At 59.4% G+C, this 19,898-nt stretch carries 14 protein-coding genes; 8 read left to right on the top strand and 6 right to left on the bottom strand.

Going from position 1 to position 19,898, the window contains the following annotated elements; translation table 11 throughout:
• Positions 1–239: 239 nt before the first annotated feature.
• The 6 genes from recC to yfiB all read left to right on the top strand — a co-directional run bounded on the left by recC (position 240) and on the right by yfiB (position 11,926).
• A complete protein-coding gene (recC, locus tag ACZRMS_RS22360; protein WP_463997112.1) occupies positions 240–3,689 on the top strand; it encodes an exodeoxyribonuclease V subunit gamma in 3,450 nt (1,149 codons plus the stop codon).
• Positions 3,689–7,378: an exodeoxyribonuclease V subunit beta gene (gene recB / locus ACZRMS_RS22355; RefSeq protein ID WP_463997111.1), complete on the top strand. Its 3,690-nt coding sequence runs from the start codon at positions 3,689–3,691 to the stop codon at positions 7,376–7,378. The genes recC and recB overlap by 1 nt, the downstream gene beginning before the upstream one ends.
• Positions 7,375–9,459, top strand: coding sequence for an exodeoxyribonuclease V subunit alpha (gene recD / locus ACZRMS_RS22350; protein WP_463997110.1), 2,085 nt, complete (start codon positions 7,375–7,377; stop codon positions 9,457–9,459). The genes recB and recD overlap by 4 nt, the downstream gene beginning before the upstream one ends.
• A 114-nt stretch (positions 9,460–9,573) precedes the next feature.
• A complete protein-coding gene (gene yfiR, locus ACZRMS_RS22345) occupies positions 9,574–10,149 on the top strand; it encodes a regulatory sequestration protein YfiR (protein WP_463997109.1) in 576 nt (191 codons plus the stop codon).
• A complete protein-coding gene (dgcN, locus tag ACZRMS_RS22340; protein WP_463997108.1) occupies positions 10,146–11,402 on the top strand; it encodes a diguanylate cyclase DgcN/YfiN in 1,257 nt (418 codons plus the stop codon). The genes yfiR and dgcN overlap by 4 nt, the downstream gene beginning before the upstream one ends.
• Before the next feature lie 20 nt (positions 11,403–11,422).
• A complete protein-coding gene (gene yfiB, locus ACZRMS_RS22335) occupies positions 11,423–11,926 on the top strand; it encodes an outer membrane lipoprotein YfiB (RefSeq protein WP_463997107.1) in 504 nt (167 codons plus the stop codon).
• 163 nt (positions 11,927–12,089) lie between these two features.
• Here yfiB and ACZRMS_RS22330 read toward each other — a convergent pair whose 3' ends face one another.
• The 4 genes from ACZRMS_RS22330 to ACZRMS_RS22315 form a co-directional block, all read right to left on the bottom strand.
• On the bottom strand, positions 12,090–12,365 hold the full coding sequence (locus ACZRMS_RS22330; RefSeq protein ID WP_463997106.1) for a bacteriocin immunity protein: 276 nt from the start codon (positions 12,363–12,365) through the stop codon (positions 12,090–12,092).
• Positions 12,366–12,388: 23 nt separating this feature from the next.
• Complete coding sequence (locus tag ACZRMS_RS22325; protein ID WP_458508948.1) at positions 12,389–12,643, bottom strand: bacteriocin immunity protein; 255 nt, start codon at positions 12,641–12,643, stop codon at positions 12,389–12,391.
• 7 nt (positions 12,644–12,650) lie between these two features.
• The gene (locus tag ACZRMS_RS22320; RefSeq protein ID WP_463997105.1) at positions 12,651–13,994 is read right to left on the bottom strand and encodes an S-type pyocin domain-containing protein; all 1,344 of its coding nucleotides are present in this window, start codon (positions 13,992–13,994) and stop codon (positions 12,651–12,653) included.
• Between the two features lie 265 nt (positions 13,995–14,259).
• On the bottom strand, positions 14,260–15,207 hold the full coding sequence (locus tag ACZRMS_RS22315; RefSeq protein ID WP_463997104.1) for a LysR family transcriptional regulator: 948 nt from the start codon (positions 15,205–15,207) through the stop codon (positions 14,260–14,262).
• 264 nt (positions 15,208–15,471) lie between these two features.
• On the opposite strand from ACZRMS_RS22315, the gene ACZRMS_RS22310 reads away from it, so the two are divergent.
• The gene (locus tag ACZRMS_RS22310; protein ID WP_463997103.1) at positions 15,472–16,986 is read left to right on the top strand and encodes a CoA-acylating methylmalonate-semialdehyde dehydrogenase; all 1,515 of its coding nucleotides are present in this window, start codon (positions 15,472–15,474) and stop codon (positions 16,984–16,986) included.
• 11 nt (positions 16,987–16,997) lie between these two features.
• Positions 16,998–17,885, top strand: a complete 888-nt coding sequence (gene mmsB, locus ACZRMS_RS22305; protein WP_463997102.1) for a 3-hydroxyisobutyrate dehydrogenase — start codon at positions 16,998–17,000, stop codon at positions 17,883–17,885.
• A gap of 54 nt (positions 17,886–17,939) precedes the next feature.
• Here the strand turns inward: mmsB and ACZRMS_RS22300 are convergent, their stop codons facing one another.
• Complete coding sequence (locus ACZRMS_RS22300; protein ID WP_048362053.1) at positions 17,940–18,284, bottom strand: cupin domain-containing protein; 345 nt, start codon at positions 18,282–18,284, stop codon at positions 17,940–17,942.
• Positions 18,285–18,455: 171 nt separating this feature from the next.
• Positions 18,456–19,859, bottom strand: a complete 1,404-nt coding sequence (locus ACZRMS_RS22295) for an amino acid permease (RefSeq protein WP_463997101.1) — start codon at positions 19,857–19,859, stop codon at positions 18,456–18,458.
• Positions 19,860–19,898 lie beyond the last annotated feature (39 nt).

The following is a 19,898-nucleotide window of genomic DNA, read 5'->3' as shown; positions in this document are numbered from 1 at the left end:
GGGGTTTCCCCATGTGAGAGTAGGTCATCGTCAAGATTAAATTCCAAACCCCCTGTCTGCTAACGCAGACAGGGGGTTTGTTTTTGTGCCGAGAAAAGTACCGCCAAGCTTCCAGCGGCACACTGAACATCCTCGACCTTATCGCCATAGCTCCCTACGCCGCAGCTTGAACTCCACCAATCTTGCCGAGCAATGTTAAGGTTCGCCTTTGGATTTTGCCTTTTCCTAAGGATGCCGTCATGCCGGTTGCTACGTCCCTCAATGCAGGTTTTATGGTGGTTCATGGTAACCGCCTGGATGAGTTGCGTAGCCTGGTCGTCAGTTGGATGCGCCGCTACCCCCTGGCGCCTTTGGAGAACGAAATTGCTCTGGTACAGAGCAACGGTATTGCCCAATGGCTGAAGCTGGCTCTGGCCGAAGATGCTCAGGACGATGATCTCGGTGGTTGCGGTATTGCTGCCGCAGTGGATGTGCAATTGCCCGGCAGCTTTTTGTGGCAGCTCTATCGGCTCGTGTTGGGCAGTGAAGAAATCCCCGCCAAGTCCCTGCTCGATAAAGCCCCGCTGACCTGGCGCCTGATGCGCCTGCTTCCTGCACTTATAGACCAACCACACTTTGAACCCTTGCAGCGGTTTCTGACCCATGACACCGATTTGCGCAAACGCTATCAGTTGTCAGAGCGCCTGGCGGACTTGTTTGACCAATATCAGGTCTACCGTGCCGACTGGCTGGAAGACTGGGCTGCCGGCCGCCATCAGCTACGCAACGCCCGAGGCGAAAGCCCGGCCTTGAGCCCGGCCAACTGCTGGCAAGCCGAACTGTGGCGCGCGCTACTGCTTGATGTCGGTCAAGAAGGAATGTCCCAGAGCCGGGCCGGCGTTCACCAGCGCTTCATGGACAAGATCAGCAGCCTTGAGCAAGCGCCGCCCGGCTTGCCGGCGCGCGTGATCGTCTTCGGTATTTCGTCATTGCCCGCTCAAGCACTTGAAGCCCTGGCCGGGCTCGCCCGTTTCAGCCAGGTACTGCTGTGTGTACACAACCCTTGTCGCCATCATTGGTCTGATATCGTTGCGGACAAGGATCTGCTGCGCCATCAGTACAAACGCCAGGCCCGCAAAGCCGGAATGCCTACCGCACTTGACCTCGATACCCTGCATCAACACGCCCACCCCTTGCTCGCTGCCTGGGGCAAGCAGGGGCGCGACTACATCAACCTGCTCGACAGCTATGACGACCCCAACAGCTACCGTGCTGCCTTTCGTGATGGCCGTATTGACCTGTTCAGCGAGGTCGAGCCGCTCAACCTGCTTAACCAGTTGCAGGACGATATTCTTGAGTTGCGCCCCCTCAATGAAACCCGCGAGCTGTGGCCCGCAATCGATTTGGAGAAGGATCGTTCAATCCGCTTCCACATTGCCCATAGTGCCCAACGGGAAGTTGAGATCCTTCACGACCAGCTACTTGCACGATTCAGCGAAAACCCTCAGTTGCAGCCACGCGATGTGATTGTGATGGTGCCGGATGTCGACAGTTACGCGCCCCATATCCGGGCCGTGTTTGGCCAGATCGAACGCGATGATCGGCGCTTCATCCCCTACACCTTGGCCGACCAGGGCCAGCGTGGCCGTGATCCACTGCTGATCGCTCTCGAACACTTGCTCAAACTGCCTGACAGCCGCTTCCCCGTCAGCGAAATACTCGACTTGCTGGACGTGCCCTCATTGCGAGCCCGCTTCAGCGTCCAGGAACGCGATTTGCCAACCCTGCATCGCTGGATCGAAGGCGCGGGAATTCGCTGGGGGCTCAATGCTGAGCAGCGCGCAGGCCTGGGCTTGCCTGCACAACTGGAGCAAAACAGTTGGCGCTTCGGCTTGCGTCGCATGCTGCTTGGCTATGCCGTTGGCAGCAGCGAAGCCTGCGATGGTATTGAGCCGTACGATGAAATCGGTGGTCTGGATGCAGTGCTGATTGGTCCGCTTGTGGCTCTGCTCGATGCGTTGGAAGTTGCCCATCAAGAGCTATCGCAGCCAGCTTTGCCGCAGCAATGGGGCGAGCGCCTGCAAGGGTTGGTGCAACTGTTTTTCCAGGCCGAGACTGAACACGACGACTACCTGCTGGCCCAGCTTGAAGAGCTGCGTGAAACCTGGCTCGAAACCTGTGAGCTGGTTGGGCTGCAAGATGAGTTACCACTGACCGTAGTACGCGAAGCCTGGCTAACCGGGCTTGATCAAGGCAAGTTGTCACAACGCTTCCTGGCCGGGGCAGTTAACTTCTGCACCCTGATGCCCATGCGTGCCATCCCCTTCAAACTGGTGTGCCTGCTGGGTATGAACGACGGCGACTACCCGCGTGCACAACCGCCTCTGGACTTCGATCTGATGGGCAGTGACTACCGTCCAGGCGACCGTTCCCGCCGCGAAGATGACCGTTATCTGTTACTCGAGGCACTGCTTTCCGCCCGTGAGCAACTCTATATCAGCTGGGTCGGACGCAGTATTCGCGACAACAGCGAGCGCCCGGCTTGCGTTTTGATAGGCCAACTGCGTGACCACCTTGCCAATGGCTGGCATTTGGAGGGAGGCGAGGACCTGCTGGGTGCCATGACTCAAGAGCATCCGCTGCAACCCTTCAGTACCCGTTACTTTCACGAAGGTAACCCCAACCTGTTCAGTTATGCCCGCGAATGGCAGCGATTGCACGAGCCACAACCCGTGCCCATTCAAGCCGGCACGCTGGGAGCGCACGAGCAGGAAGAACCTCTGAACCTGACGCAGTTGCAGGATTTCTTGCGCAACCCTGTGCGTCACTTCTTCAGTCAGCGCTTGAAAGTATTCTTCGAGGCAGCCGAAGTGCCTTTGGCTGATGAAGAACCTTTCGTGCTTGACGCATTGCAGCGCTACACCCTCAGTGACAGTTTGCTCGAAGCCGCCCTGGCACAACCCGACCAACCTGAACACGCCTTGCACACCCGTGCCCTGCGCTTGCAAGGCAGCGGTTTGCTGCCCATGGCCGGGTTTGGCGAATGCCTGCAACACGAACTGATCGAACCGTTACCGGATGTGCTGCAACGCTATCAGCAACTGTTGGCCCTGTGGCCTGCACCGTTAAACAGCGCGTTGCCCGTCAGCTTTGAAGACCACGGCCTGACACTGGAAGGCTGGCTCAGCAATCTGCATCAACGTAGCGACAAAGGCCTGCTCTCCATCACGACGATTCCTAATAGCATCGGCGCGATTAAAACCCGCAAATGGCACCGATTGACCCGGCCATGGGTAAATCATCTGGCGGCTTGCGCCAGTGGTCTGGAGATGTCGACTGCCCTGGTGGCCAGCGATGACACCTTATTGCTAGATCCTCTGGACCCCAAACAGGCCAGTGACATTCTTGGCAACTTGCTGGTGGCCTGGAAAGTCGGCATGAGCCATCCGCTGCCTGTTGCGGTGAAAACAGCCTTCGCCTGGCTGGCTCAGACCGACCCGGACAAGGCCTGCGCCGCTGCACAAAAAGCCTACGAAGGTGACGGCCAAACCAGTGACGGCGAGCGTCGTGAAAGCGCAGCCCTGGCCCGCCAGTTTCCCGATTACGCCGCCTTGATGGCTGATGAAGAATTTTCAGAGTGGTGCGATGCCCTCTATCGACCACTTTTTGATGCGCCTTGGCGTTCATTAAACAGCGAGGCGTCCCGCTAATGAGCGAGCAAACATTACCGCTGGCCTTGGCCTTTCCCCTGCGTGGCAGCCAACTGATAGAAGCCAGTGCCGGCACCGGCAAAACCTTCACCATCTCGGCGCTCTACCTGCGTCTGATCCTGGGGCATGGCGGCGAAGCATCAGGTTTTGGGCGTGAGTTGTTACCGCCGCAAATTCTCGTTGTGACCTTTACCGATGCAGCCACCAAAGAACTGCGCGACCGCATTCGCACGCGCCTGGCTGAAGCTGCACGGTTCTTCCGTGACGAGATTGAAGCGCCGGATGCCTTGGTGGCGCAGTTGCGTGAGCAGTTTGGCCCCGAGCAGTGGGCTGCTTGCGCAGGCCGTCTCGATATCGCGGCACAGTGGATGGACGAAGCTGCGGTGTCGACCATCCACAGTTGGTGCCAGCGCATGCTGCGCGAACATGCCTTCGACAGCGGCAGCCTGTTTACCCAGACGCTGGAAACCGACCACAGCGATTTGCTGGGCGAAGTACTGCGTGACTACTGGCGGCTGTTTTGCTACCCCATGCACGGCGACGCCCTCAACTGGGTGCGTGCCAACTGGAGTGGTCCCGCCGCCCTGTTGCCGCGAGTTCGCGCGCTGTTTGCCAGCTCACGGCAGCCTGCCCAGGCCGAGCAAACCCCGGCCCAGATGATCGAAGCCTGTTTGCAAGAGCGCCGCGAAGCGCTGTCTCAGCTCAAAACGCCATGGCTGCAATGGGCCCAGGAGCTGCGCGATATCTGCCTGCAAGGCGTTGCCAGCAAAGCGGTCGATGGTCGAAAAATGCAGGCGCGTTACTTCGAGCCCTGGTTTGAAAAACTCAGCGCATGGGCGGCTGATGACGCCCAGGAGCAGCTTGACCTGGGTACGGGTTTCACGCGTCTGACGCCGGACGGCATGGCCGAAGCCTGGAAGGGCGAGCCCCCGCAGCATCCGGGGCTCGATGCCATGCATGGCCTCAAGGCCGCGCTCGATGCATTGCCGACCCCCGATGCGGCGGTTCTGCAGCATGCCGCGAACTGGGTGAGCGTGCGTTTTGAAGAAGAAAAGCGCCGCCGTGCCGAGATGGGCTTCGACGACATGCTCCTGCGCCTCGATGCTGCATTGCAGGCTGAAGGTGGAGAGCGCCTGGCGACCCTGATTCGTGAGCAGTTCCCGGTAGCACTGATCGACGAATTTCAGGATACCGACCCGGTGCAGTACCGCATCTTCGAGACCATCTACCGCATCGAGGACAACAGCCCAGACACCGGACTGTTCCTGATCGGCGACCCGAAACAGGCGATCTATGCGTTTCGCGGTGCCGACATTTACACCTACTTGCGCGCACGTCATGCCACCCATGGCCGATTGCACACGCTGGATACCAACTTCCGTTCCAGCCACGCCATGGTCGAGGCCGTAAACCACGTATTTGAGCGGGCCGAGCAGCGCGACACTGGCCGAGGCGCGTTTTTGTTCCGCGAAGGCTCTGAAAACCCTGTGCCCTTTGTGTCGGTTAAATCCCAGGGTCGCAAAGAAGTACTACAGCTGGACGGCAAAGCGATTACCGCATTAACCCTCTGGCAATTGCCCTCCGAGCAGCCGGTGTCGGGGGTGATTTATCGTCAGCAACTGGCAGCGGTGTGTGCCAGTCAGATCGTTGAATTGCTCAATGGCGGGCAGCAGGGTCGCTGTGGTTTCGCCAAAGATGGCGAAGCATTTCGAGGCGTATTGCCGGCCGATATCGCGATTCTGGTACGTGATGGCAAGGAAGCACAGGCGGTGCGACGAGAATTGTCGAACCGTGGCGTACGTAGTGTTTACCTGTCGGATAAGGACTCAGTCTATGCCGCGCAGGAAGCTCACGATGTCCTGGCCTGGCTCAAGGCCTGCGCTGAACCGGACGTCGAACGCCCGCTGCGCGCGGCCCTGGCCTGCATCACCCTGGACCTGCCGTTGATTGAACTGGAGCGCTTGAACCAGGACGAACTGGCCTGGGAAAAACGCGTGATGCAGTTCCGTGGTTACCGCGAAACCTGGCGCAAACAAGGGGTGCTCGCCATGTTGCGCCGCTTGCTGCACGACTTTGAGCTGCCCCAGGCCCTGATTGCCCGCCCTGATGGCGAACGGGTGCTGACCAACGTATTGCATCTGTCCGAACTGCTGCAGCAGGCCGCTGCCGAACTGGACGGCGAACAAGCGCTGATCCGGCATCTGGCCGAGCACCTGGCGCTGTCCGGGCAGGCGGGAGAAGAACAGATCCTGCGCCTTGAAAGTGATGAGCAACTGGTCAAGGTCGTGACCATCCACAAGTCCAAGGGGCTGGAATACCCGTTGGTATTCCTGCCGTTTATCTGTTCCACCAAACCGGTGGACGGCAGCCGTTTGCCGCTGCATTACCACGATGCAGCGGGCAACGCCCAAGTGAGTTTGAAACCAACGCCAGAGCTCATAGCCCAGGCCGATGACGAGCGTCTGGCCGAAGATTTGCGCCTGCTCTATGTGGCCCTGACCCGGGCCCAGCATGCGTGTTGGCTGGGGGTTGCCGACCTCAAGCGTGGTAATAACAATCGCTCGACGTTGCACCTTTCAGCCTTGGGCTATTTGCTGGGCGGCGGGGCAATGCTGGCCGAGTCTGTGGGATTGCAGAGCTGGTTGGCGGATGTGCAGCAAGCGTGCGCCGCCATACAGTGCGAGCCCGTACCCGCCGCTGGCGAGGCGCACTTTTATCCACCGCTCAACGAAGCCACCTTGCTTGCACCGCTGACCCCGACCCGCCGCGCGGCGGAAAACTGGTGGATTGCCTCCTACAGCGCATTGCGAATCAGCGACAGTCTCAGCCCCGCCGAGGCACCCGAAAGCGCCCTGGCGCAAAAGCTCTCGGATGACGAGCGACTCGATCCCGATGCGCCGCGAGATGTATTGCTCAGTGGCGGCGATATACACCGTTTCCCACGCGGGCCAAACCCGGGGACCTTCCTCCATGGCCTGCTTGAATGGGCGGGCAGCGAAGGGTTCAAGGCGAGCCCCGAAGCGATCAATGACGCCGTGGCGCGGCGCTGCAACCGGCGCGGCTGGCAAGGCTGGATCGAGACGCTGAGCGACTGGCTGCAGCACCTGCAAGATGAACCATTGCGTCTGAATAATGGCCAACCGGCTGTAGTACTCAGTGAGCTGAGCCAGTACCAGATCGAGATGGAATTCTGGTTCGCCAGCCACAAGGTCGATGTGTTGCAACTGGACAAACTGGTGCGCCAGCACACCCACGGCGGCGCTGCGCGGGCCGGGGCCGAGCCGAGCCTGCTCAATGGCATGTTCAAGGGTTTTATCGACCTGACCTTTGAGCACCAGGGTCGTTATTACGTGGCGGACTACAAATCCAACTGGCTGGGGGCTGACGATTCGGCCTACACCGAACAGGCGATGACCGCCTCGATTCTGGATAACCGCTACGACCTGCAATACGTACTGTACCTGCTGGCCCTGCACCGTCAGCTCAAGGCACGGTTACCCGATTACGATTACGAGCAGCATATGGGCGGAGCGCTGTATCTGTTTTTACGCGGCACCCGCTCCCAGGGGCAGGGCGTGTATTTCACCCGGCCGCCCCGGCTATTGATCGAAAGCCTGGACTTGATGTTCCAGGGCAAACCTTTACCGAAAACGGTTGAACCGGCGTGGGAACAGGGAGTGTTGTTATGAGTCGTTCGTTTGCCGAACTGTTGCCTACGCCGTTGACGGCCGAAAACCTTGCCCGGTTGCAACCGCTGGGCCGAGCCGAGGACCTGCTGCTGTTGCTGGAGCGCTGGGTCGAGCGCGGCTGGTTACGGGCCCTGGATAAGGCCTTCGTCGCGTTCCTTCACGAGCGCGACCCCCAAGGCGACCCGCTGGTGCTGCTGGCAGCAGCGTTGACCAGTCATCAGCTGGGCCATGGCCATGTGTGCCTGGACCTGTTCGAAACCCTGAAAGAGCCCGACTTCGCATTGTCCTTGCCACCCGAAGGCGATGTGCAGACCGGCGCCATGCTGTTGCCCTCGCAACTGCTTGAGGCGCTGGAGGGCGATGCGTGGTGCAAGGCCCTGCAAGCCAGCCCTTTGGTGGAACATGCGGGGCAGTCGTCAGCCGATGCGGCCAGCCGGCCATTGGTGCTGAGCGAGCGCCGCCTGTATTTACGCCGTTACTGGGCCTATGAGCGACGGATCGACAGCGCATTGCGCCAACGTCTGGCGCTGGCTGAAGCCGCGCCCGATGATTTGCCCGCACGGCTGAACGGCTTGTTCGGCAGCCCGGCACAGAATGCACCGATTGACTGGCAAAAACTGGCATGCGCCTTGGCCACGCGCGGTGCTTTCAGCATCGTCACCGGCGGCCCGGGCACCGGTAAAACCACCACCGTGGTGCGTTTGTTGGCGTTGCTGCAAGCTCCTGCCGTCGAAGCGGGTGCGCCCTTGCGGATTCGTCTTGCAGCGCCGACGGGTAAAGCCGCTGCGCGCCTGACCGAGTCCATCAGCCTGCAAGTCAAATCATTGGAAGTGGACGACAAGGTTCGGCAAAAGATCCCCAGTGACGTGACCACCGTTCACCGCCTGCTCGGCAGTCGTCCCGGCACGCGGCACTTCCGGCATCACGCGGGTAATCGCCTGCCGCTCGACGTATTGGTGGTCGACGAAGCGTCGATGATCGATCTGGAAATGATGGCCAACCTGCTCGATGCGCTACCTGCCCATGCGCGGCTGGTGCTGCTGGGTGACAAGGACCAGCTGGCTTCGGTTGAAGCCGGCGCCGTGCTGGGGGACTTGTGCCGTGATGCGGAGGCGGGCTGGTACACCCCGCAAACCCGTGCGTGGCTGGAGCGGGTCAGCGGAGAAAATCTCGGCGCCAGTGGCTTGCAGCAAGACCTGGGCGGTACGCACCCGCTGGCCCAGCAAGTGGTCATGCTGCGACACTCGCGCCGCTTCGGTGAAGGCAGCGGCATCGGCCAGCTGTCGCGTCTGGTCAACCAGCAGCAACCCCGCGAGGCACGGGCCCTGCTCGCAGCGGGCAGCCACGCCGACCTGTTTGCATTACCTCTCAAGGGCGAGCAGGACCGCGGGTTTGAGCGTTTGGCGCTGGAAGGGCGCGGCACTGAGGCCAAAGGCTATCGGCATTACCTTGAGGTGTTGCGCGAGCAGCGGCCCAACGTCGAGACCGGGCTTGAGGACCCTTGCTGGGCGGCATGGGCCGCAAGCGTGCTGCAAGCGTTCGAGGCTTTCCAGGTGCTCTGCGCCGTGCGCAAAGGCCCCTGGGGCGTTGAAGGGCTGAATGCGCGCATCACCCACGCGCTGTTCGCCCGCAAACTGATCGACAGCGATCAGCACTGGTACGAAGGTCGTCCGGTGTTGATGACCCGCAACGACTACGGCCTGGGCCTGATGAACGGCGACATTGGTATCGCCCTCAGACTCCCCGAGGGTGATGGCCAGGCCCGGCGTCACGTATTGCGTGTGGCTTTTGCGCGCAACGACGGGCAGGGCGGTATCCGCTTTGTGCTGCCAAGCCGGCTCAATGATGTCGAAACGGTATATGCCATGACAGTGCACAAATCCCAGGGCTCGGAGTTTTCACATACCGCGCTGGTACTGCCCGAAGCGCTCAACCCGGTTCTGACCAAAGAGCTGATCTACACCGGCATCACTCGGGCCAAGCATTGGTTCAGCCTGGTTGAGCCGCGTGCGGGGGTTTTTGAAGAGGCTGTGCAGCGTAAGGTCAAACGTCTGAGCGGGTTGATGCTGGGGCTGGGGTAACACTTGTTTCCTGTGGGCTCCAGCGCTCACAGGTTGTGACCTGCATCACAGTTAGTCCGCAGGTCGTGCTATCGTTGTGACACTATTCCTACAAAGATTACAGAGAAATCCCGCATGGACGTGGCTGTCTCCTCGACAGAACAGCACTTTGGATGGCGGCTCCGGCTGCTTTCACTTTGCCTGTTACTGATGAGCACTCCCTGCCTGGCCCAACCTGAACCGCCCATAAACCTGGCTGATCAGCGTGCCAAGGCTGTGACCCAAGTGGTCCTGGGCATCCTCAGCTATGCACGTTGGCCCACTGAACCGGCGCAACTGCAGCTGTGCGTGATCGGCCCGACCGAATACACCGATGACCTGCTCAAAGGCGCCACTCAGTCCAGCGGCCGGCCGGTACAGGCCCGTCGTGTACTGGCGAGTGATCCGGGCATAGCCAGCAATTGCAATGCGGTGTATCTGGGCAAGTTAAGCGTTGACGAGCGCAACCGGCTTTTCTCCAGCCTCAATACCCAAGCGGTACTGAGCATCAGCGAGGACGGTGATCAATGCACCGTAGGCAGTCTTTTTTGTCTGCATGTACGTGATGAACAAGTGTCATTTGAGGTCAACCTCGACTCCGTCGCCCGCAGTGGCGTGCGGATTCACCCCAGCGTGCTGCAACTGTCGCGTCGCCGGGCGGCTCAGCCATGATCATTTCCAGAAAGCCTAAAAACCGGCACAGATTGCGTTCGGTATTGCGCCGCGGGCACCTTGGAGTGGCACTGGTGGCCGTCACACTGGCCAGCGCCTCCATGACCCTGCTGGGGGTGCTGGCGCTCAAGGTGTACGCCGACCACAACCTGCATCTGATTGCCCGCTCCATCAACTACACCGTGGAAGCAGCCGTAGTGTTTGATGACCGTGCGGCGGCAACCGAAGCGCTGGCCTTGATTGCTTCCACCGAAGCGGTTGCCGAGGCTCAGGTCTACACCGCCGATGGTGAGTTGCTCGCGCAATGGCAGCGCCCGGAAACCGGTTTGCTGTCCAGGGTCGACATGTGGTTGGCCGATAGCTTGCTGGAACAACCGATCACCGTGCCGATTTTGCATCAGGGCCAGGAAGTCGGCCTGGTAACCGTGCGTGGGCACGGGGCCAATATGCTGAGCTTTTTGCTGAGCGGGCTGTTTGGCGTGATGGTATGCACGGCGCTCAGCGCCTGGAGTGCGTTGTATCTGTCGCGCCGGCTCCTGGGTGGCATCACCGGCCCTTTGCAGCAACTGGCTGAAGTGGCCCACGCCGCACGCCGCGAGCGGGCGTTCGACCGGCGCGTGCCGCCGGCGCATATTGCCGAGCTGGACAGCCTGGGCAACGACTTCAATGCGTTGCTCGATGAGCTTGAGTCCTGGCAAAGCCATCTGCAAAACGAGAACGAAACCCTGGCGCATCAGGCCAGTCACGACTCGCTGACCAACCTGCCCAACCGCGCCTATTTTGAAGCACGGCTAACGCGCACCCTGCGCTCGCTGAACAAAATCAGCGAGAAAGTCGCCGTGCTGTTTCTCGACAGCGATCGTTTCAAGGATATCAATGACACCTATGGCCACGCTGCAGGTGATGCGGTGCTGGTTGCCGTAGCCACGCGCGTGCGTGGCCAGTTACGCGAGGACGATGTAGTGGCGCGCCTGGGCGGCGATGAATTTGCGATTTTGCTGAGCCCGCTGCACAAGATCGAAGACGCCCAGCGCATCGCCGGCAAGATCATTGCCAGCATGCTGGAGCCCATTGAGTTGCCGGGCCAAAGCAGTGTCGTGACCTCGCTAAGCATCGGCATCGCCGTTTACCCCGAACATGGTGCAACCCCGGATTCGCTGCTCTGTGCTGCGGACCTGGCGATGTACCAGGCAAAACGTCTCGCCCGAGGCGGGCAACATGTTGCGGAGTTGGAGTACCCCGCAACTCCATGATCATCAGGAGCTACCCCCCCATGCATGTATTGACCCGGCGTTATCTGCAGTTTTTTAGCGTTGCCCTTTTACTGGCAACGCTGTCGTTGACCGGATGCCAGACCGCCCCGCCAAAAGGCCTGACCCCGGCGCAGATTACGGTACTCAAACAACAGGGCTTTGAGCTGACCGAGGAGGGTTGGGCGTTCGGCTTGTCGGGCAAAGTGCTGTTTGGCAGTGACCTTGAAGTGCTCAACGCGCAAAGCCAGGAAATCGTCGAGCGCATCGGCACTGCCTTGCTCAGCGTGGATATCCAGCGTGTACGGGTTGATGGTCACACCGACTCGTCCGGCAAAGAGTCCTACAACGAACAGCTGTCCGTGCGTCGCGCCAACAGCGTGGTCAAGGCGCTGCTCAAGGTCGGCATGCGCCCCGAGAACATCCAGATCCGGGGGTTGGGCAGCCGCGAGCCGGTGGCCAGCAACAATACCCGGGCGGGTCGTACTGAAAACCGTCGCGTATCGATCGTCGTGATTGCCGACTAGGGATTTGCACTACACCCTCGTAGGAGCGAGCCCGCTCCCACGAGGGCATGGGTCACCCCACAAATCTCATCCCCCGGGTTTCACCCTGCAACAGCGCCGCATTCTGGACTACCCGGTAGCTTCGCACCGTGGCATCGTCACACGTTGGGCCAGGTACTGGAAATCAATTGTCCTTGAATCCCGGCAAGCCATTAGCAGCGCGCCATTCTTTCACAATCTGCGTCACGCTCTCAGGGGAGTTATCTGCTCCCGGCTCTGGGTAGTAGATCAAGTCTGACCCTGCTGGGTGTTCGCTTACTTTCTCGAAGTGCAACAAGAGTAAGTCGGCACGATCATCGTTTTCGGCTTCTTCGTCTTCCTTGGCGAGTTTCTCCAGCAGCTTGATAAATTCGGCTTCGGTGTACTCCGATAAGCTGTTTTTCAGTAGCGTGTCCGTCATGTTCGGAAAATATCGCCCCTCGGTCACTCGTCTTTGAATCCCGGTAAGCCCTCAGCAGCACGCCATTCCTTCACCGTCTTGGTGACACCTTCGGCAGAGTTGTCCGCACCGGGTTCTGGGTGGAAAATCAAATCGTAGCCGTCGGGATGGCCTGCAAGCTGACTGAATTTCTCAAGCAACTCGCCAAGCTCTTCATCCGTGCCGCCTTTGTTGACGACACGTATGTTTTTGATGAAAGCGATGAATTCGGCTTCGGTGAAATCAGAAATGTTTTCCATGCTGTGCCTACTTTTTCTTGTGAAGGTCAATGTGGTTTCGAGGGGTATTCACCCTTAGGTTGTCCGCGTCGTACACCGCCCCCCCATCTTTAATTAGCTCGACGTGGTGTATTTCATAGGTGACCCGTTTGCCTACCGAGTCTCTGAATCGAACAGTAGGGGCGTTCCCAGTTAGCACACGCGCCTGATCGTCCTCACTCAGTTGGCTAAATAGCTCAGGATCGTTGCTTACTGCCTTCCAGAATGCCGCCCTGAAAGTATCGAAGCTCTTAAACTCTCGCCCCCGTAATACGTCCGCTATCCGGGTAGGGATTGGAGCACCTAACCCTGTGCCAGCTCCGGCAAGCCAGATGCCGAACACATCTTCACCCCGTCCCGTTGCGATTCCCGGTGAATACCGGGCGCTGATAACGATGTACAACGGCTGCACACCAGAATCAGCCGGGAACACCAGAATGAAATCTTTGTACGCGTCTGGGTAAATCGGACTGACGATGATGTTATCAGCCTGTTCGGTAGGCGGATAAATCCAAATCTGTGGCGCCTGTGGTGCGCCTTCTAACGCAGGAGTCCCTAAGGTGCTGGACGGGTCAGCTGCTGGGGTCCATATCAAGGTTACACCGCCACCAAAGTCAGCCACTTGCTGGGAGCCTTGGGCAACGAACTGCACTACGGGAATCATTTCCCAGTCGCGGCGCTTCTGGGTGTTGTACCCGTATCCCTTCAAAGTGCCATCGGCCTGTTGCTCAACGGTTAATCGGACACGTGTACGTCCTTCTTTAAGCGACTGGAGCTGTTCTTCTGTATATAGGCTGCTGTCGCCCAAGCTGGATGGCCACAGCAATGCAACTACTCCCGTCAATGCACCAGCAGCAACACCAGACGTAACCCCGGACGCCACAGCGCCAGCCGTACACAAACCACCACAAGACACACCGCCAGCGGTGGCAGTAGCAACGCCGCCTAATAGAAGTGTTCCCAGTGAGGCGGGTAGGGTGCCACTGATTTTCTTGAGAGGAATGTTTCCTTGTGCATCCGTTTCACGGCCACCCAGCAAGGCAAACTCGCCATATTGGCTAATCAGGTCAGTAGGAATGTATCCACCAGCGTTGTGGTCGATCACACCGTCAGGAAGGTTGCAGCTCTTGGCGAAGACGCATCCACGTGAGGCCACTTCATCCTGCTTCTTGATCGAATTCCTACGTGCGTCAGCTTCCCGCTCGTTCCTTGCATTCGCCGCCAGTGTTCTGTCCCAAGCTGTCTGTGCTTCCTCTGTCGCCTCTGCATGTCGCCTGTTGCCATCTATCCCATTACATCCCAGAGTACTCGGGAAGAGATTTTTAGCCGCCATAACACCCCCTGTGCAAATTGACCATCCATGTTTCGCCGTTTAAATGCGACAGGACGCTACTTCACGGTTGTTTGGTATGTCTGCAGGACGATTCTCAAAAGTTATGAAAAGTCGTCTGTGGCTGCATGAGTGGGGTGACGCCATTGAGCGAGGCGAAATGCAAGCGTCGGCGTGTTAGCAAGTTACGTTCGAATTCCTGTTACAAACTGTTGGGAAAGGTCTGCTCATCTCGTTACGATTCCACCACCTGATTCCTTGAAAATCCTTAGTCGGCGAACAGCATCTCGCGAGTCTCACCCATCAACAGAGCCTGATTCTGCTCAGTGACTGAACGGATGTAATCCCACAGTAAGGTGATGCGTTTCAACTTCCTCAGATCCTCCCGGCAGTACATCCAGAACTGCCGCGTAAGGTTGATCTCATCCGGCAACACGGGCAGCAAACGCGGGTCCTGGGCTGCCAGGAAGCACGGCAGAATCGCCAGCGAGCGCCCCTGCTGCGCCGCCACGAATTGCGCAATCACACTGGTGCTGCGCAGGTTGGCGCTGGCGCCCGGCAGCACATTGGCCAGGTACAGCAGCTCTGAACTGAACGCCAGATCGTCCACGTAACTGATAAACGTATGCTCCGACAAATCAGCCGCACGGCGTATCGGTGGGTGTTGGTCCAGATATTCCTGGGTCGCAAACAGCTGCAAACGGTAGTCGCACAGTTTGCAGCACACATACGGCCCGTGCTCCGGGCGCTCCAGGGCTATGACGATATCCGCTTCGCGCTTGGACAGGCTGATGAAATGCGGCAGCGGCAGGATATCCACCGAAATGGCCGGGTAGGTGTCCACAAAATGGCTGAGCTGCGGGGTGATGAAAAAACTGCCGAAGCCCTCGGTACAGCCCATGCGCACATGACCCGACAACGCCACGCCAGACCCTGAAACCTGCTCGCAGGCCATGTGCAGCGTGCTTTCGATCGACTCGGCATAGCCCAGCAAACGTTGGCCTTCCGGGGTCAGGGTAAAGCCATTGGTGCGCGACTTTTCAAACAGCAAAGTCCCGAGTGCGGCCTCCAGCGAGCTGATCCGCCGCGACACGGTTGTGTAGTCCACCGACAGCCGTTTGGCAGCGCTGCTGGCTTTGCGGGTGCGGGCCACCTCAAGAAAAAATTTCAGGTCGTCCCAGTTCAATGCGCTTAACGATGTGATGTTTTTTTGCATGTTAGACCGGCTTTTATGTGCGTTCTTATTAGAAGAACGCACACCTATACTCCAAAAACAGTCCTGCGACCAATTAAGGGGTTGTTGGCGTTTCGTTGTGAGCCGCGTCGCTGGGTCAAATTTTGCCAGGCAAGGCGCAGGGCGAAGGGAATGGTTGTTCCCTTCTCAAGCCCTGCAACGCAGCCTGGCGAAATTTGACACGCGACCCGAAACGCCAACAGACCCTCAACGCCCGTACTCACAAGAATAATTCCGGAGACTTCCATGAGCGCTTCTAGCACCCCGTACCAAAATGCCCGCTTACTGATTGATGGCGAATGGGTCGAGTCGCAGACCACCGAGTGGCACGACATCGTCAACCCGGCCACTCAGCAAGTGCTGGCCAAAGTCCCGTTTGCCACCGCCTCGGAAGTCGACGCTGCCATCGCCAGTGCCCAACGCGCTTTCCAGACCTGGAAGCTGACGCCGATTGGCGCGCGGATGCGCATCATGCTCAAGCTGCAGGCGCTGATTCGCGAACACTCCAAGCGCATTGCCATCGTCCTCAGTGCTGAACAAGGCAAAACCATTGCCGACGCCGAGGGCGATATTTTTCGCGGCCTGGAAGTGGTCGAGCACGCGTGCTCCATCGGCACGTTACAGATGGGTGAATTCGCTGAAAACGTAGCAGGCGGGGTGGATACCTACACCTTGCGCCAACCGATCGGCGTCTGCGCAGGGATCACGCCTTTTAACTTCCCGGCCATGATCCCGCTGTGGATGTTCCCGATGGCCATCGCCTGCGGTAACACCTTCGTGCTCAAGCCTTCCGAGCAAGACCCGCTGTCGACCCTGATGCTGGTCGAACTGGCGATGGAGGCCGGGGTTCCGCCGGGCGTGCTGAACGTGGTGCACGGCGGCAAGGACGTCGTGGACGCACTTTGCACCCATAAAGATATCAAGGCCGTTTCGTTTGTCGGTTCAACCGCTGTCGGCACCCACGTCTATGACCTGGCAGGCCGCCACGGCAAACGCGTGCAGTCGATGATGGGCGCCAAAAACCACGCCGTGGTGCTGCCTGATGCCAACCGTCAACAAACCCTCAACGCACTGGTTGGCGCAGGTTTTGGCGCTGCCGGTCAACGCTGCATGGCCACTTCGGTTGTGGTGCTGGTGGGCGCGGCCAAGCAGTGGTTGCCGGACCTCAAGGCGCTGGCGCAACAACTCAAGGTCAATGCCGGCAGCGAGGCGGGCACCGACGTGGGCCCGGTGATCTCCAAGCGTGCGAAAGAGCGCGTGCTGGGACTGATTGAAAGCGGGATCAAAGAAGGCGCGGTGCTTGAGCTGGACGGCCGTAACGTCAAGGTCCCGGGGTTTGAGCAAGGCAACTTTATCGGCCCGACCCTGTTTTCAGGCGTTACCACCGACATGCAAATCTACACCCAGGAAATCTTTGGCCCGGTGCTGGTGGTGATTGCAGTCGATACCCTCGACCAGGCCATCGCGCTGGTCAACGCCAACCCGTTCGGCAACGGCACCGGCCTGTTTACCCAAAGTGGCGCGGCGGCACGCAAGTTCCAGACTGAAATCGATGTGGGGCAGGTCGGTATCAACATTCCGATTCCTGTGCCGGTTCCATTCTTCAGCTTCACCGGCTCCCGTGGTTCGAAACTCGGCGATCTTGGTCCGTACGGCAAGCAAGTGGTGCAGTTCTATACTCAAACCAAGACCGTCACCAGTCGCTGGTTCGATGATGAAAGCGTGAATGATGGCGTTAACACCACCATCCATCTTCGTTGAGGGCACACACCATGAACATCGCATTTATTGGCCTGGGCAACATGGGCGCGCCAATGGCGCGCAACCTGATCAAGGCCGGGCATTCGCTGAACCTGTTTGACCTGAACAAAGACATTCTGGCCGAACTGGCAGCCCTGGGCGGCCAGATCAGCACTTCGCCCCGCGAGGCCACCAAAGGCACCGAACTGGTGATCACCATGCTCCCCGCTGCTGCCCATGTGCGCAGCGTGTGGCTGGGTGAAGACGGGGTGCTGGCGGGCATCGACCAAGGCGTGCCAGCGGTGGATTGCAGCACCATCGACCCGCAGACCGCCCGCGACGTGGCCGCCGCAGCCGCCAAACAAGGCGTGCACATGGCCGATGCGCCGGTGTCCGGCGGCACCGGTGGCGCACAGGCCGGCACCTTGACCTTCATGGTCGGCGCCAGCCAGGCCCTGTTCGACACCCTGCACCCGGTACTCGCACAAATGGGTCGCAACATAGTCCATTGCGGGGATGTGGGCACCGGCCAAGTGGCTAAAATCTGCAACAACCTGCTGCTCGGGATTTCAATGGTGGGCGTCAGTGAAGCCATGGCATTGGGCGCGGCACTGGGTATCGACAGCGAAGTGCTGGCCGGGGTGATCAACAGCTCCACCGGCCGCTGCTGGAGTTCCGAGGTGTACAACCCGTGGCCGGGCATTGTTGCAACGGCCCCTGCATCGCGCGGCTATACCGGCGGCTTTGGCGCCGAGCTGATGCTCAAGGATCTGGGGCTGGCCACTGAAGCAGCACGCCAGGCCCATCAACCTGTAGTGATGGGCGCCGTGGCACAACAGTTGTATCAGGCGATGAGTTTGCGCGGCGAAGGCGGCAAAGACTTCTCGGCCATCATCAATAGCTATCGCAAGCCCGAATAGGGCTTTTCCGGGAATCCGCGTCGGGCGGATTCCCGGTTTTTTGCGTGGGTAAAATCAGGCGAACACGAAATACTTGCGCACGGTTTCGACCACTTCCCACGTGCCTTTCATGCCCGGCTCCACGATAAAGATATCCCCGGCCCGCAGATGGATCGGTTCTTTGCCCTCAGGGGTGATGATGCAATACCCCTCGCGGAAGTCGCAGTATTCCCACTTCACATACTCCACGTACCACTTGCCGGGCGTGCAAATCCACGTGCCCATGATCTTGCTGCCGTCTTCGCTGGTGTAAGCGTTGAGGTTGACGGTATGCGGGTCGCCTTCAAGCTTTTCCCATTTGCAGGCATCGAGCACGGGCAGGGGATGGGTGTCGCGAAGCACGGTGATTGGCGCAGACATAAGACCTCCGGTGATGGGTTATCGAAACCCACCCTAACCGGGGCGCTGCTCTGGCAGATGCCTGGTTCCGACACCCAGTGACCCGAATGCGCAACTCTTCAGTGGGAGCGAGCCTGCTCGCGAACGGTCTTCGCGAGCAGGCTCGCTCCTACAGTTGAGTTCACACCCTGCTTAGTGCGTGTTGGCCAGCGCCTGGCCTTTGCTCAGGCGCAAACGGTAGAACCCGTAGATGATCAGCAACCACACCGGGATCGCATACACCGAGGCGCGGACATCGGGGATCATCCAGATCACCGAGACGATCACGGCCATAAACACCAGGCACAGCACATTGCTGAACGGGAACCAGAACGCCTTGAACGAAGGCGTTACGCCTTGTACCGCCATGGCCTTGCGGAACTTGATATGGGTGAGGCTGATCAGCGCCCAGTTGATCATCAGCGACGCAACCACCAGCGCAAACAGCAGCTCCAGCGCCTTGTGCGGCGCCACATAGTTGACCACCACACACAGCAACGTCACCAGCGCCGACACGCCCAGTGCGCGCAATGGAACGCCATTTTTGGTCAGCTTCATCAGCGCTTTTGGCGCATCACCCTGTTCGGCCAGGCCAAAGAGCATGCGGCTGTTGCAGTACACGCCGCTGTTGTAGACCGACAGCGCGGCGGTCAGCACCACAAAGTTGAGGATCTGCGCTGCGGTATCGCTGCCGATCAAGGCAAAAATTTGTACAAACGGGCTGCTGCCGTAGGCATCGCCACCGGCGCCCAGGGTGACCAGCAACTGATCCCACGGGTACAGCGCCAGCAGTACGGTCAGTGCGCCCACATAGAAAATCAGAATCCGGTACACCACCTGGTTGATAGCCTTGGGGATCACTTTTTTCGGCTCGCTGGCCTCGGCGGCGGTGATGCCCACCAGCTCCAGGCCACCGAAGGAAAACATGATAAAGGCCATGGCCATCAGTAGCCCGGTGCCGCCGTTGGGGAAAAACCCGCCGTGGCTCCACAGGTTACTGAACGACGCTTGCGAGCCGCCGGTGCCGCTGATCAGCAGGTAGCAGCCGAGCACGATCATGCCGATGATCGCCACCACCTTGATGATCGCGAACCAGAACTCCATCTCGCCGAAGACCTTCACGTTCAGCGTGTTGATCAGGTTCACCAGCACAAAGAACACCACCGCACTGACCCAGGTCGGCACCTCGGGCCACCAGAACTGGATGTACTTGCCCACCGCCGTCAGCTCGGCCATGCCCACCAGCACGTACAGCACCCAATAGTTCCAGCCCGACAGGAAGCCCGCGTAGCCGCCCCAGTACTTGTGGGCGAAGTGGCTGAAGGAGCCGGCCACCGGCTCTTCGACAATCATCTCGCCCAGCTGGCGCATGATCAGGAACGCGATAAAACCGGCAATCGCATAGCCCAGGATCATCGACGGCCCGGCCGACTTGAGTACGCCCGCCGAGCCCAGGAACAGGCCCGTGCCGATGGCGCCGCCCAAGGCGATCAGCTGGATATGGCGATTCTTCAAACCGCGTTTGAGTGTGACCGGGGGAGAGTTGTCGTCAGCCATCGGGTGCCCTGTTCGTTGTTGTTTTCAGTGTTGATCGGA

It is taken from the genome of Pseudomonas sp. B424 (genome assembly GCF_055408345.1).
Note: the sequence above shows the minus strand (reverse complement) of the source record. Positions and strands in the feature narration are given on the sequence as shown.

Bases quoted from the DNA above. Each gene is read 5' to 3' on its own strand.
- ACZRMS_RS22315 (WP_463997104.1), bottom strand. From the start codon at position 15,207: ATGCAAAAAAACATCACATCGTTAAGCGCATTGAACTGGGACGACCTG.
- ACZRMS_RS22320 (WP_463997105.1), bottom strand. From the start codon at position 13,994: ATGGCGGCTAAAAATCTCTTCCCGAGTACTCTGGGATGTAATGGGATA.
- recB (WP_463997111.1), top strand. From the start codon at position 3,689: ATGAGCGAGCAAACATTACCGCTGGCCTTGGCCTTTCCCCTGCGTGGC.
- yfiR (WP_463997109.1), top strand. From the start codon at position 9,574: ATGGACGTGGCTGTCTCCTCGACAGAACAGCACTTTGGATGGCGGCTC.
- ACZRMS_RS22325 (WP_458508948.1), bottom strand. From the start codon at position 12,643: ATGGAAAACATTTCTGATTTCACCGAAGCCGAATTCATCGCTTTCATC.
- recC (WP_463997112.1), top strand. From the start codon at position 240: ATGCCGGTTGCTACGTCCCTCAATGCAGGTTTTATGGTGGTTCATGGT.
- dgcN (WP_463997108.1), top strand. From the start codon at position 10,146: ATGATCATTTCCAGAAAGCCTAAAAACCGGCACAGATTGCGTTCGGTA.
- yfiB (WP_463997107.1), top strand. From the start codon at position 11,423: ATGCATGTATTGACCCGGCGTTATCTGCAGTTTTTTAGCGTTGCCCTT.
- ACZRMS_RS22295 (WP_463997101.1), bottom strand. From the start codon at position 19,859: ATGGCTGACGACAACTCTCCCCCGGTCACACTCAAACGCGGTTTGAAG.
- mmsB (WP_463997102.1), top strand. From the start codon at position 16,998: ATGAACATCGCATTTATTGGCCTGGGCAACATGGGCGCGCCAATGGCG.
- ACZRMS_RS22310 (WP_463997103.1), top strand. From the start codon at position 15,472: ATGAGCGCTTCTAGCACCCCGTACCAAAATGCCCGCTTACTGATTGAT.
- ACZRMS_RS22330 (WP_463997106.1), bottom strand. From the start codon at position 12,365: ATGACGGACACGCTACTGAAAAACAGCTTATCGGAGTACACCGAAGCC.
- recD (WP_463997110.1), top strand. From the start codon at position 7,375: ATGAGTCGTTCGTTTGCCGAACTGTTGCCTACGCCGTTGACGGCCGAA.
- ACZRMS_RS22300 (WP_048362053.1), bottom strand. From the start codon at position 18,284: ATGTCTGCGCCAATCACCGTGCTTCGCGACACCCATCCCCTGCCCGTG.